Below are 13744 nucleotides of genomic sequence, written 5' to 3'. Positions count from 1 at the left end.
CGATATGAATAAAATAATAAACATAGGATTGACTGCATTATTCGCCTGTTTCGTGGCGGCATGCGAAAATGACATCGATAATTATGATGCACCGAACGGTGGCGTGTATGGCACTATCTATGATAAGGAAACGAATGAACCGGTTCCTATGCCTGTGCCGGGAAGTAGCGGTGTGATGATGAGTTTGTACGAGCAGAATACGGGGGCTACCGCCTCTGTTGATTTCCGTGCCCGCCAGGATGGAACGTTTGAGCATACGAAGGTGTTCAATGGCAGCTATCGTATTCAGGCAAAGGATGGCCCTTTTGTCGGGGTATGTGAAGGGTATGTCACCGTGAACGGACAAACGCAGGTTGATTTGTACACAATCCCGTTCTCGCGTATCAGCCTTGATGTGGCTGTATCGGCTGATAATAAGCTGACACTGACCTATGATGCGAAAACATCGAACGAGACATTGCAACTGACGGATGTTTCCGTGATATGGAATTATGCTCCGGGAGTGGATGTGAACAATGCAAACCATGCCACCCTCTCTTCACTGGGGACAAAGGCCAGTGGCACGCACGTCATCGACCTGATGAGTGATACTGAATTTATAGAGAATCATTATAAGATTGTTTCCAACAAGAACAGGGTGTATGTACGTGTTGCGGCTACGGTGACAGCAGAAAGCAAACCGTACGTGAACTACAGCCGGGTAGTGGAAGTAACTGTGAATGATATAAGATAAACGATAAAAAAGAAGGTAACAATGAAACATAAATTCTATTTATTACTGGTACTGTTGGTGGGCGGTTTGTTTGCCGGTTGCAGTTCGGACGATGACGGTGTGACCCCGCCGGACGAAAAGGACGGGGTATTGGTAAAAGTCATGTCTTACAATATATATAGCGGGCAGAAAGCTTATTCCGGGAAAAAGGGAATGGAAGCGATTGCCCAAGTGATTAAAAAGATAAATCCGGACTTGGCAGGTTTGCAGGAGTTTGAGACGAAGACTAACAAGGTGGAGAAAGCGGATATTATCGCCCTGATGAAAGAAGTGACCGGAATGCCTTATGCTTTCTTTGTCAAAACCCGTGATGTGGATGGCGGCGAGTATGGAAACCTGATTCTCTCGAAGTATCCGATAAGTGATGAAGTGAATTATGATTTGCCGAGAATAGAGACAGTGGAAGATGTCTACCCGCGTTCGATGGGAGTAGTGAAAACAGAAAAAGATGGAAAGGGTTTCTATTTCGGAGTGACGCACCTGTCTCATGTGGGCAACGAAACTAACCGTATCAACCAGACTACAACGATTATCGAAAAGACAAAGGGCTTGGATGAGCCAATGATATTGACTGGTGATTTCAATGCTTTAGCCGACTCCGGCCCGATGAAGATATTGTATGAACGTTTTGAAATCGGTTGCCTGAACGGGAACTATGGACTGACAACGGGAACGCCCGTTCCGGTGAAAGCGATTGATTTCGTATTGTACACTCCGGATGAAGGAATGTCTCCGAAAGCCTATGATGTGTATTATGATGCTTATGTAGAATCAGACCACTTTCCGGTGGTAGCTACGTTCAGTATAAACGATTAACCTAAAAAGACAGAAACATGAAAACATTGATACATCATTTGAAACGGTTTTCTATCTATTCTCTGATGTTTGCGTCAATCGGCTTTGTCGCATGCGAGGATGAGAACCGGCAGGATATGACACCTGAAATCGGCGAGGGCGAAGCTACTCCCAAAATCACTATGTACACGCCGACAGCCGGCGGGAAGTCTACAAGCCTGACTTTATACGGTACGCATTTCGGCACGGATTTGGATAATATCCGCGTGACAGTCAACGGGGTGGATGCCGAAGTGACGGGTGCGTTGGGGAATATTATTACTGCCAATGTGCAGAGGGGTTCCGGCTCCGGTCCGGTGAAAGTGTATCTCGGTCAGGGAGAAGCTGCGCAGGAACTGACATATAAAACGGAGTTTGAGTATTCTCAGTCTCCTATTGTAAGTACTTATATCGGCAGTTATGTTCCTTCCGCAAAAACGGAGAAGAAAGAGGGGACCCTCATGGAAGCGGTTCTTTGGAAACCGGGTTCTATCGCTTTCGACAAGGAAGGTGCTTTGTATATCGTGGAAGATGATGACCGTGATATCCGTATCGCGAAAAACAATCAGGTCGCTACTTTCTTACGCGGAGATGGAACCGGTGGAACTGTATTCAGGATGATGAATGTCGCTTTCTCATCGGATGGCAATACTTTATTCTTATCCAATGATGCCAACGCTACGGGCAATGCACATATTGCAACGATGCCATGGAACAATGTTACGCATCAGTATGATGCTGCTAATCTGTCTGCAATATGGTCAATCACTCCTTCTTTGGGGAATGGCGTCACTAATGTAGGTGTGCATCCTGTCACGGGAGAGGTTTTCTCCGTAGCTCATGGAAATGCCATGATTTACAAATATGACCCGGAGCAGAATACGATGGTGGCAACCGGTGTGCAACTTCCCGATGCAGAAGGTAAAAATGCGTCAAAAGTGAAAATCCGCTGTATCCTTTTTGACAAGGCAGGGACTACCGTGTATATGAGTTCACAGGAAAAAGATGTGATTTATAAAGGGGATTATGATATATCGACAGGCGAATTTTCTAATCTCCATGTCTGGGTAGGGCAGTATGAGAAAGCAGGTTTTACAGAAGGTCAGGGAAATGAAGCCAAACTGGAAGAGCCTTGTCAGATGGATTTGGATGAAGAGGGAAATATTTATGTAGCAGTCCGTAAAAAACATCGTATAGCGAAAATCACCCCTGACGGCATGTTGATAAATTACACAGGTACGGGCACTTCCGGTACGACGGACGGCCCGTTGGATAAAGCGCAATTCAACCATCCGGAAGGTGTGCAGTTTGGTCCGGACGGAGCATTGTACGTTTCAGATTATTGGAATCATAAGATTCGTAAGATAGAAAAGGATTAATTTTATATCAGGTAGGAAAGATTGTTTTTCAGGATAACATTTACTTATTAATTGGTCGTATATGAATTTTAGAATATGCATTTCATTGTTTCTATTGTGTTGTTTGTTACAACCTTCAATGGCACAGAAACCTGTGAAAAAACCGAAAGAGGTCACAGTAAAAGCCATGACTTACAACACGTATAGCGGTCGTAAACAAGGACTTGATAAGATTGCCGAAGTCATTAAGAAAGAGAACCCGGATATCGTTTCACTCCAGGAAATAGAAAGAAACACGGAGATTAACCCTTGGGATACTCCGAAAAAACTGTCGGAACTAACGGGAATGAAATATTATTATTTTGCCCATGCGCTCGATATTCCGACTGGCGGAGATTACGGAAATGTGATTCTTTCCAAATATCCGGTTTCCGAGGAAAAGAGTTTTAAGTTGAGTGTACTGAAAGAAGGCGATTATGTCCGTTCTTTCGGCTATGTGAAAGTTGCGAAGGAAGGCAAAGAATTCTATTTCGCTACGACACATCTGGACCATAAATACGAAGATGCTACCCGTCTGAAACAGGTTGATGAAATTCTTGCGTGTGTGGAGCAACTGGATAAACCTGTTATCTTGGGGGGAGATTTGAATTCCCGCCGTGGTTCTGCTACCATGGCTGCTTTTCAAAAGTATTTCACCGTAAATTGTTTGAGTGATGGTGCTCCATGGACAGTACCCGTTCCAAGTCCGGCTTACGCATGTGACTGGTTGATTTATGCGCCAAACGAGGCTTTTACGGTAAAGGCGTATAATGTTTGTTATTGGGCGGATAAGGAATCAGACCATTATCCGGTAGTGGCTACTTATCTTATCAAATAAGATTAATAGCCAGTTTGCTACCAATTAGCCTTCCGTATGCACAAAACTAACTCTTCAATCGAATAAATTTATTCGTCTGACTATAGTTGAACTTTCGTCTGACTACTGTTGACTTTTCGTCTAACTATAGTCAGACGAAAGAATAACTATAGTCAGATGATTAATTTTATGTATAAACGAAATTAGTTGTATGCAAGAGACTGGATAGTTTCTCGCATACAACTAATTAAATCTATTCTTTTACGTATCTTAGATATGTCCGTATTCGAATTCCGGGATATCGCCTTTCGCGGACATTTTAGCAAAATCAATCAGATTGGCCAAGTGGCGGAGCACCAGTTCTTTCATTCCTTCTTTGTCCCTATCTTTTATCTTCTGTAACATTTCCCTATGTTCCGCATGAACCGTTTTTTGAGGAACGGCACAAACTTTGTATTTTTGATAATATTTTAAAATATCAGGAGTAATAATAAGCAGGAGTGAACTGATAACCGGATTATGTCCGCCTTGCGCAATGGCCTGGTGAAAGGCAAAATCTTTTTCGACACGAAGGTCTGTATCAAACTTTTCTTCCAGTTCGACAAGCGTGTTTTCGATATTCTTCAAATCCTCTTCTGTGCGGTTTACTGCGCATAATTTGCAGACCTCTATTTCCAGAAGTACACGTACATAAACCAAGCTTGAAAAATCATATCTGCTGATTTTCAATGCATCGGTAATCATAGTATCCAACTGGTCTTTGGAGAATTCGGATACCACTGTTCCACTCTGAGGATATGTTTTTACAATACCGTATAATTCCAGTTTCTGCAATGCCTCGCGAACATGTGACCGACTGACTTTCAAAAGTTCGGATAATTTACGCTCAGAAGGGAGACGCTCTCCCGGTAAAATCTGACGTTCTGATATTTGTTTTTTTATGTGTTCTATTACATGCTTAACTGGTTGCGAATTGATTTCGTCTTTCATAAGATATAAATATTCTAAAAAGATGACCTTTTCCGTTTCGGCTGTAAAAGTACGAATATTATCTTTCAAAGTAAAGCTTTCTAGTAAAAATATTCTCCTGTCCTTTTATATATAGGTACACGTAACGTGTTATTTATAAGCGGTTTATATCTAATTATTAATAAATATTAATTGGTAGACCAAAATTTTGGTTTACCAATTTTAATCCTTACGTTTGTCACAGAAATTAAAACACTAATCTATGAACAACTCCTGTATTTTAAAAAAAGTCGTGATGATGTTCCTGTTGTTGGTAGGGACATTGAACGTTTACTCCCAGCATGTAGTTACTGGTAAGGTGATAGATGAACAGGGTCCGTTGATTGGAGCTTCGGTGACAGTGAAAGACGCTGCCGTTCCTACCGGTACTGTGACGGACGCTGAAGGTAAATACTCCATTAAGGTTCCTAATTCCAAGACAATTTTGGTTTATTCGTATATCGGTTACGTTGATAAGGCGGAAGCGGTTGGCAAACGTACAGTTGTGAATGTGACGTTGGAAGAAGATTCGAAGATGTTGGATGATGTTGTGGTAATCGGTTACGGTACACAGGCGAAATCTCATTTGACAGGTTCGATTTCAAAGTTGGAAGGCGAGAAATTGATTAATGCTCCGGTGAGTGATGTCACTACTGCCTTGCAAGGTGCTATGACTGGATTGACGGTTTCTAATGAGACATCGGAAGTGGGTGTGACTCCTTCTATCCGGGTACGCGGTACGGGTTCCATTTCCGCAGATAGTGAACCGTTGGTTATCATAGATGGATTTCCCGTATCCGGTGGTTTGTCGTCTATCAATGCTGCGGATGTGAAGTCTATTGAAATTTTGAAAGATGCGGCTTCGGCTGCTATTTATGGTTCACGTGCTGCCAATGGAGTGATTATGGTGACGACAAAGAGCGGTACGCCGGACAAACCGAAATATTCTTTTAAGTTCTATCAGGGGTTTAAATACGCTTATCAGTTGCATGATATGATGACTTCTTCCGAATGGTTGGGTTTATTGGAAGAAGAAGCTGCCTTAGGTGGTCCGAAAGTACCGAGTGCTGCTCGCGGGGCTGCTTATTTGGAAAGCCAGATGGGGACTACCGACTGGCAGAAAGAGGGCTTGCGTGATATGGCAGGTATCACGAATGTGCAGATGAGTGTTTCGGGCGGACGTAAGGAGACGAAATATTTTATTTCAGCGGCCTATACTAAAGACCAGGGAGTGATGCTCAACAATTCATTGGACAAACTGAATTTCCGTACTAAAGTGGATACCAAACTCTCAAAGATAGCTATGGTGGGTGTTAATATATCCGGTACGTATAGCAAGACGGAACGTCCGAAAAATAACTTTATTGATTTCTATCGTACTCCCTCTTTTTTACCGGTCTATCACAATGCATATAGCACAGACCTGACCGGATATACCGGATTTGCAAGGGGTAGCCATTTTAACAATATTATGACACCGACTGCCGTGGATGCCGATGGAAATCCGTTGTTGGATGCCGACGGTAACCGTGTATTGGAAAAATCGTCTCCATTTAGCTCTGCCAATAATAATCCGGCGAGCGTAATGACTAATACTTTCCGTTGGAGCGAGACTATGCAAGGATTGGCCAGCATGTATCTCACGCTTGATCTTTGTAAAGGATTGCAGTTTAAGACATCCAACGGCTTGAATGTTCGTTTTGCCCCTTCTTATTATTATGCAAATAAGGACGCTACGAAAGACAAGGAAGCAAGCCGTGCTACTTATTCCAGTGCACTTTATATTGATTTGTTGAGTGAGAATACCTTGAGTTACCATTTGGACTTTGGAAAGAATAAAGACCATAGTCTTGACGCTTTATTGGGATATACTGTAGAAAAGACACGGAATCAGCGGGTGGCTATGGCTGCGACGGGATTTGCTACGGATGACATCCATACTTTGAATGCTGCCACCGTTTACGAGTTGGCTAGTGAGGGTAATGGAAATACAGCGGGTACGGGAACTTTCAGATATCCGGATGTTGTATTGGAATCTTATCTGGGACGTGTCAATTATAGTTATCTGGGGCGCTATTTGTTGTCTACCTCTCTACGTCTGGACCGTTCATCGCTCTTTTCCAAAGGAAACCGTAATGCCTGGTTCCCTTCCGTATCACTGGGTTGGCGCGTGAGTGAAGAGAAATTCATGAAGGGTATCAAGGCTATTTCTAACTTGAAACTTCGTGCATCGTATGGTGTGACAGGAAATAACCGTATCAGTTATAATGCAGCCCTCGAGGTATTGAACAGTGCGAATTACGTGACCGGCAAAGGTACGGGTTCATTGGTTAATGGTTCTGCGAATATCTCTTCTTCGCTGGCTAATTCTAATATTACATGGGAGCAGACTGATGAGTTTAACTATGGTCTGGATTTGGGACTTTTCAACAACCGTATCAATCTGGCGATAGATGCTTACTATTCAGTGACACGTGCGTTATTGTTCGAACAACCGACGCAATCGTTTACCGGTTACACACACTATTGGAATAATATAGGAAAAGTCCGTAACTCAGGTTTGGAAATCCAGCTTGATACGCATAATATGAAAAGCCGTAAGTTTTCATGGGATACTAATATAAATTTCTCACTTTCGCGTAATAAATTATTGGAGTTAGGCGGTGAACAACAAATGATTTCTTTGGGTGAAAGAAATGAGGGTTATCTTGCTAAAGTGGGTGAGCCGTTGATTCAATTCTATGGATACAAAACGTGTGGTGTATGGAATAGTGCGGAAGAGATTGCAGCTAATCCTCATTTTTCAGACGATGCACCGGGGGGAATACGCATTGTCGATACCAATAATGACGGTTCTTTGACTCCTGAAGACCGGGTTGCGTTGGGCACTCCTTACCCGGATTTCACATGGGGCATCACCAATACTTTCCAAATTAAAGATTTCGACATCTCATTCCTTATTCAGGGTGTACAGGGCATCACAGTGCTTAATGGTGATGTATATTATAATGAAACAAAGAAGTGGAACAAGAAGTACACAAAGAACCGTTGGGTAAGTGCAGAACATCCGGGTGACGGAAAAACGCCTTATCAGAATGTGAAAACGGGGCATGATCTCATGCTTACTGATTATCCTTTGCAAAATGCTTCTTATGCTTGTCTGCGTAACTTTACAGTGGGATATACCTTGCCGGCAACTGCTGCCCGCAAGATTAAGTTATCAGGTGTGCGTTTTTATGTGTCGGGCAGTAACTTGCTCTATATTTGGGGAAGTGGCTATAAAGGCATTAATCCGGAGTCGCGTATAACATCCGGTAATTATTCCAGTGCAATGATTTCGGGGTATCAGCGTGGTGGGTTCCCGTTGACTTCTACCATTTCTGCCGGTTTTGATATTAATTTTTAATGGAGGAAAACGATGAAAAAAATAAATTATATAGGATTATTGTTAGTCGTCATGGTATTTTCCGCTTGTGATTTGGATCAATATCCTTATTCGGAAGTGGCGGCAGATAAGTATGTGAAAGATGCTTCGTCGGTAAATAATCTGGTGCTGGGTTGTTATAATTCCCTGCATGATGTGATGTATTACGAATGGGCCATGACAGAATTGCGCTCGGATAACGGACGTATGTATGCTGCAGGTTCTTCTTCGAATACTACACGACTGGTGGAACAGCTCGACCAGGGTACTATCGTACCGGAAAACGAATGGGTGGAAACGTATTGGAATGCCTGTTATGCCACAATTGCACGGGTAAACAATGTTATATCTTACCTTGATGTAGTGACGGACGAGACATTGCGGAACCAATATGAGGGAGAAGTACTTTTTCTTCGTTCATTGGAGTATTTCAATCTGGTCCGTTTATGGGGACCGGTATTTATCGTTACTTCCAAGGTTCCTTCTGAAGTGGCCCGTGATATGCAACGCTCTACGGTGGATGAAGTATATGCGCTTATTGAAGGAGACTTGGAGAATATTGTCAATAATGAACTGTTGCCCGGCAAGATGGTGGACGGTGACTTGGGACGTGCTGACCTGAACGCGGCAAAAGCGCTGCTTGCCAAAGTATATGCTACGCACTACCGGGCGGGTGACGAGAAATATGCCCGTGCCGCCCGACTGTGTAAGGAAGTACTCGAAAGTGAATCTGTAGGAAATCCGCAATCGGGTAGTGATCTTGTGGCTTATGATAAGGTTTTTGATATTGGCAATGAGATGAATAAGGAGATAATCTTTGCGGTTCGTTACCTTTCGGGAAATGCCGGTATCGGTTCGCCGTTCGGCAATATGTTTGCTCCGGTCAATAATGGTGCAAATGTGATTATCGGTACTTCTTCCGGTTATAATACTCCCACTGACAACATTATTGCAGCTTACGAGCAAAGAGGTGCGGGAGCTGATAAACGTCTGGATGTGAATATCGCCCAGAAATATTTCAATACAACTACTCAGACGTGGGTGACGGAAGGTAATTGCCGTTACTGTAAGAAGTATGTAAATCCTGTAACTACACAGTATGATGGCGAAAGTGACTGGCCTGTGATTCGTGTGGCTGATATTGCTTTACTTTATGCTGAATTGACAAATGAAATCTCGGGGCCTTCGGCAGACAATCTGAAGTATTTGAATATGGTTTGTGAACGTGCCGGTGTTTCTACGTATACACTGACCGACCTGCCTGGTCTTTATGATTTTAGAAAGGCTGTACGTAATGAGCGCAGGCTTGAACTGGCTTTTGAGAACCAGCGTTGGTTTGATCTTCTTCGTTGGGGTATCGCTACTCAGATAGTAAACAACTACTTGAACAGCGAGCTTCTTTATACGGAATATTCTTATACGGTGAATGATATAGAAGATTGGCAAACATTTCTGCCTATTCCGGTGAGTGTGATTGACATTAATCCAGAGATAGCACAGAATACGGGTTATTAATCTTTTAAATGCTTACGAATATGAAACAATATAGAAAATGGAGTCTGGCATCATTGTTTGTCTGTTTATTCTTTTTGTGTGGTTGTGATTCTACATCGATGAAGGATGTGGCGGTTAGTTCACCGGAAATCCTTTCTTTCTCGCCCGAGAGTGGAAGCATAGGTAGTGAGATTGTTGTTACCGGAGAATATTTGGATGATGTGGTAAGTGCTACTATCGGTGGTGGAAAAGCCGTTATCCTACAGAAAGTGTCCAACCGGCGTTTGTCTTTGAAAGTGACAAATCAGGCACGCAGTGGTAAAATTGTATTGGTAAATTCGATAGGTGAGGGTGTGTCCGAAGGAGATTTTACCCTTGAATATCCGGCTCCTGTCGTTTCACAGACCGGGATGCCCTCGGAAGTTGAAATGGGCAATAATTTGTTGCTTTCCGGTAGTTCCATGAATGTGGTGAGTGCTGTTCTTTTCACTGCCGAAGGGGGGACAGAAGGAAATGAGGCAGAGATCATCTCACAAAGTGAGAATGAGATAGTAGTAAAGGTTCCTTATGTGGAAAGTGACAAGGCTATTGTAACATTTAAATATTTTAATGGAACAAAAGAAGTGGAGACGTCAAGTTCGTCCGCACCCAAGTTAACGGTGAAACGTTATCAGCCTGAGGTTACAACTACTGTGTTTGAACCAGCCAACGTGGGAGATATGGTAGTGCTGGAGGGAGCATATCTAAATAAGATTGATAAAGTGCTGTTAGGTGATATTGAGTGTACTATTACGTTGCAGACTGAAACTGAATTGAAGTTTGTTGTACCTTCATCTGAGAACTATGTAGATGGAGATAATACGGTGGTACTGAAGATTTCCTATTTCGACGGACGCGAAGTGCACACCTTGACGGATGTGTTTGTGGTGAAAGTGCCTTTCATTTATTTCTGGGAGAATAGAAAAGTATATGGTCAGGGACGTATTGAGGGACAGCTATCTTCTTTCTTCTCTCCAGAAACGGGATTGGTCTATGCAAATAGTGATTGGAGTACTGTAGTAGATCCGGTTTCTATGAAATATAAAGCTGCTACTTGTTCTGCTAATAATAAACCGGCGGTTTCAGAGAGCGAATATAATTCAGTAAATCCCTATTTTTTCTTCTCAGGAGCTTCTGCAGGGCAATTACAGATTAATAGTCCGGCAAACTCAAAAACACAATTGAGAAACTTCTATTCTACAACAAATTCCAGTTCGCAAGTGACAGGAGGAAAAATAGATTGTTATGGTACACCGGCATTAACTTTCTTATGGCTTGACCCATCTAAATCAGGCTATAAAACTCTGATTGATGAAGTGAAGAACGGTACATTATCAAAGATTGATGAGACTACTTTCCCAATAGATGTGGAAGCTAAAACTTGTCGTGGTTTTAGTATTGCAAGTGCAAAGGCTTCGCCTAATACAGATGTTTGGGCACCAGATATATTTAAGGTAGGTGAAGAAAAGGTTGCCAATGTAGATGCTGTTTTGCTTGTATTCTATTATAATGTAAAAGGATCAGTCGATAATGTTGCTGATAATATAAAACGTATCGGAGTTTTACACATAAAAACAGTTGACTTTAAGTTGTATAATAACACGAATGCACCTTCGTCCAGTTCTATTGAATTTGATATGTACTGGCAGAAACAAGATTACGATTACTCAAAAGTTCAATAATTAATGATGACACGAAATATACATAAGGCAATTATAGCGCTCCTGCTTGTCGGGCTACCGTCAGTCTCTTTTGCAAAAAGATACGATGTAGCGCTCCCCGAAGTAGCTTCCTGCTTAAGAACTGCCCAACCGGGCGACCGGATTTACATCAAGGATGGCCAATACAAAGATATGCAGTTGAAATGGATAGGCAAAGGAACGGAGAAATCTCCTATTACGATAGAAGCCTTGAATCCCGGAAAAGTAAAGATAGAAGGTGGCTCTACCTTGCGGATAGCGGGCGAGTGGCTATCTGTCAGCGGATTGCATTTCACTGACGGATATGCTCCCAAAGGTTCCGTAATAGAATTCCGTAACGGACAAGAACTGGCTAATCACTGTCGTCTGACGAATTGTGTGATAGACAAATTCAATCCGTCCCGCCGGGACCAGGCTTACAGCTATATATTGCTTTATGGTCGTCACAACAGAGTAGACCATTGTTCGTTGACAGGAAAACTAAACTTGGGGGTGACATTGATTGTCATCCTCAACGACAAACGCTGCCTGGAGAATCATCACCGGATTGACCATAACTACTTTGGAGAAAGGCCCGTGTATGGCTCGAACGGCGCCGAGACAATGCGTGTAGGAACTTCCCAGCAAGCTTACAGTTCTTCAAATACGGTGATTGAGAACAACTTGTTCGAACGTTGCTCCGGTGAAGTGGAAGTAATTTCTATTAAATCCAGTGATAACATCATCCGCAACAATACGCTGTTGGAATGTGAAGGAGTGGTAGCACTGCGTCACGGTGACCGCAATACGGTGAATGATAACTTGTTTATCGGTAACGGACGTCGTAATACCGGCGGTATCCGTGTCGTCAATGCCGGACATCAGATCTACGATAATGTATTGGTCGGCTTGGCAGGTACCCGTTTCTTCTCAGCTTTGGGAGTTATGGATGCCGTACCCAATTCGTTACCTAATAGATATTGTCAAGTTGTTGATGTCAAGATGTACCGTAACACATTCGTAGATTGCACGAATATAGAGTTTGGTACAGGCAAGGATATGGAACGTACTCTTGCACCGGAAAAAGTCTCATTCATGGATAATATCATCATCAATAAAGAACTCGACCAACCTTATATAGCCGTTGACGACGTAGCGGGTATCCAGTTCAAAGATAACAAAGTGCAATTGGCAAAGAACTACTCGGCTCCGGGATTTACTACGGAAAAAGTAAAAGCTCCCCAGTTGCCCGACGATGCTGCGATACGTAGGGATAAAGGCGCTTCCTGGTTTAAGAACCAAGTGGTACACCCTGCAGCGAATGTTCATAAGGAATACAATGTGTCTCCGGGTACGAACTTGTCCGAAGTCATTCATTCGGCAGAACCGGGTGGCGTCATTATTTTGGCGAAAGGCACATATTCTATCCAACGTGCTATATTCATTGACAAACCGTTGACTATCCGTGCAGCCGACGCAGCCAACAAGCCGCTTGTCCGTTTCAACGGAGATAAGCCGGATAATATGGTAACTATTGCCGATGGTGGCGAACTGGTCATTGAGAATATCACATTCGATGGCGTATTGGAGCCCGGAAAAGCGCTGGCTAAAGTAGGAATCTCTACTGCCTTTGATATGATACAACCTTATACACTGACAGTAGATGGCTGCGAGTTCCAGAACTTCGGAGAAGGCGGATTCTTTGCCATCAAAGGAACCAAAGCTACTTTTGCCGAAAGCGTTACCATCCGCAACTGTCTTTTCCGCGATTTGTCGGGAGATGCTATCAACTATGCGGCAGAGAAAGATGATATAGGACGTTATAATGCTGACGACATGTTGATTGAAAACTGCTCTTTCTACCGTCTGTTGGGTTTACCTATTAATATTTATCGTGGCGGAAGCGATGAAAGTACGGCAGGACCTTATATTACTGTCAGACATTGTACTTTTGTAGACTGTTGCAACAAAGAACGTGGAAGTGTCATGCGCCTGATTGGCCCGCAAGTACTGACAGTAGAGAACTGCAATTTTGATAATAGCGGACGCGGCGGGGCAACTATCCGCCTGGATGAGGCGACTTGGGAAAAGGTACGCATTGCAAACTGTAATCTGTGGAACTCCGGTAGAATGATGACTACCACTCCCCAGGCAATACGGGGAAAGATGTACAATATCCGTCCCGCATATATCAATGCCGAAGCATACGATTATACTCCGGTTGAGGGTAGCGAACTGGAAAAACTCTCTATCGGCTTGAAAAAGAAGTAGAATAGTTGT

9 protein-coding genes are annotated in these 13744 nt (G+C 43.1%); 8 read left to right on the top strand and 1 reads right to left on the bottom strand.

Going from position 1 to position 13744, the window contains the following annotated elements; translation table 11 throughout:
• The first annotated feature begins 4 nt into the window (after window positions 1–4).
• The 4 genes from CLIN57ABFB40_RS12875 to CLIN57ABFB40_RS12860 all read left to right on the top strand — a co-directional run bounded on the left by CLIN57ABFB40_RS12875 (window position 5) and on the right by CLIN57ABFB40_RS12860 (window position 3841).
• Window positions 5–733, top strand: a complete 729-nt coding sequence (locus CLIN57ABFB40_RS12875; protein WP_135036631.1) for a DUF3823 domain-containing protein — start codon at window positions 5–7, stop codon at window positions 731–733.
• A gap of 21 nt (window positions 734–754) precedes the next feature.
• Window positions 755–1588: an endonuclease/exonuclease/phosphatase family protein gene (locus tag CLIN57ABFB40_RS12870; RefSeq protein WP_167960631.1), complete on the top strand. Its 834-nt coding sequence runs from the start codon at window positions 755–757 to the stop codon at window positions 1586–1588.
• Window positions 1589–1605: 17 nt separating this feature from the next.
• Window positions 1606–2985 carry an SMP-30/gluconolactonase/LRE family protein gene (locus CLIN57ABFB40_RS12865; RefSeq protein WP_175630483.1) on the top strand — a complete coding sequence of 460 codons (1380 nt, stop codon included), beginning with the start codon at window positions 1606–1608 and terminating at the stop codon, window positions 2983–2985.
• 118 nt (window positions 2986–3103) lie between these two features.
• Complete coding sequence (locus tag CLIN57ABFB40_RS12860; RefSeq protein WP_254871770.1) at window positions 3104–3841, top strand: endonuclease/exonuclease/phosphatase family protein; 738 nt, start codon at window positions 3104–3106, stop codon at window positions 3839–3841.
• Between the two features lie 249 nt (window positions 3842–4090).
• Here CLIN57ABFB40_RS12860 and CLIN57ABFB40_RS12855 read toward each other — a convergent pair whose 3' ends face one another.
• Window positions 4091–4810, bottom strand: a complete 720-nt coding sequence (locus CLIN57ABFB40_RS12855; RefSeq protein WP_008641360.1) for a FadR/GntR family transcriptional regulator — start codon at window positions 4808–4810, stop codon at window positions 4091–4093.
• Window positions 4811–5051: 241 nt separating this feature from the next.
• Between CLIN57ABFB40_RS12855 and CLIN57ABFB40_RS12850 the strand changes: the two genes are divergently transcribed.
• Genes CLIN57ABFB40_RS12850 through CLIN57ABFB40_RS12835 form a run of 4 tightly spaced genes read left to right on the top strand, consistent with a single transcriptional unit; the run spans window position 5052 to window position 13735 of the window.
• A complete protein-coding gene (locus CLIN57ABFB40_RS12850) occupies window positions 5052–8234 on the top strand; it encodes a SusC/RagA family TonB-linked outer membrane protein (RefSeq protein ID WP_175630481.1) in 3183 nt (1060 codons plus the stop codon).
• 12 nt (window positions 8235–8246) lie between these two features.
• Window positions 8247–9767: a RagB/SusD family nutrient uptake outer membrane protein gene (locus tag CLIN57ABFB40_RS12845; protein WP_175630480.1), complete on the top strand. Its 1521-nt coding sequence runs from the start codon at window positions 8247–8249 to the stop codon at window positions 9765–9767.
• Window positions 9768–9787: 20 nt separating this feature from the next.
• Complete coding sequence (locus CLIN57ABFB40_RS12840; RefSeq protein ID WP_175630479.1) at window positions 9788–11467, top strand: IPT/TIG domain-containing protein; 1680 nt, start codon at window positions 9788–9790, stop codon at window positions 11465–11467.
• A gap of 3 nt (window positions 11468–11470) precedes the next feature.
• On the top strand, window positions 11471–13735 hold the full coding sequence (locus CLIN57ABFB40_RS12835) for a chondroitinase-B domain-containing protein (protein ID WP_175630478.1): 2265 nt from the start codon (window positions 11471–11473) through the stop codon (window positions 13733–13735).
• Window positions 13736–13744 lie beyond the last annotated feature (9 nt).

Origin of the sequence: Bacteroides acidifaciens (genome assembly GCF_903181435.1) — a bacterium.
In the GTDB taxonomy this organism is placed as follows: Bacteria; Bacteroidota; Bacteroidia; order Bacteroidales; family Bacteroidaceae; genus Bacteroides.
Note: the sequence above shows the minus strand (reverse complement) of the source record. Positions and strands in the feature narration are given on the sequence as shown.

Coding starts and splice junctions, on each gene's coding strand:
- CLIN57ABFB40_RS12870 (WP_167960631.1), top strand. CDS start 755: ATGAAACATAAATTCTATTTATTACTGGTACTGTTGGTGGGCGGTTTG.
- CLIN57ABFB40_RS12845 (WP_175630480.1), top strand. CDS start 8,247: ATGAAAAAAATAAATTATATAGGATTATTGTTAGTCGTCATGGTATTT.
- CLIN57ABFB40_RS12840 (WP_175630479.1), top strand. CDS start 9,788: ATGAAACAATATAGAAAATGGAGTCTGGCATCATTGTTTGTCTGTTTA.
- CLIN57ABFB40_RS12875 (WP_135036631.1), top strand. CDS start 5: ATGAATAAAATAATAAACATAGGATTGACTGCATTATTCGCCTGTTTC.
- CLIN57ABFB40_RS12865 (WP_175630483.1), top strand. CDS start 1,606: ATGAAAACATTGATACATCATTTGAAACGGTTTTCTATCTATTCTCTG.
- CLIN57ABFB40_RS12855 (WP_008641360.1), bottom strand. CDS start 4,810: ATGAAAGACGAAATCAATTCGCAACCAGTTAAGCATGTAATAGAACAC.
- CLIN57ABFB40_RS12850 (WP_175630481.1), top strand. CDS start 5,052: ATGAACAACTCCTGTATTTTAAAAAAAGTCGTGATGATGTTCCTGTTG.
- CLIN57ABFB40_RS12835 (WP_175630478.1), top strand. CDS start 11,471: ATGATGACACGAAATATACATAAGGCAATTATAGCGCTCCTGCTTGTC.
- CLIN57ABFB40_RS12860 (WP_254871770.1), top strand. CDS start 3,104: ATGGCACAGAAACCTGTGAAAAAACCGAAAGAGGTCACAGTAAAAGCC.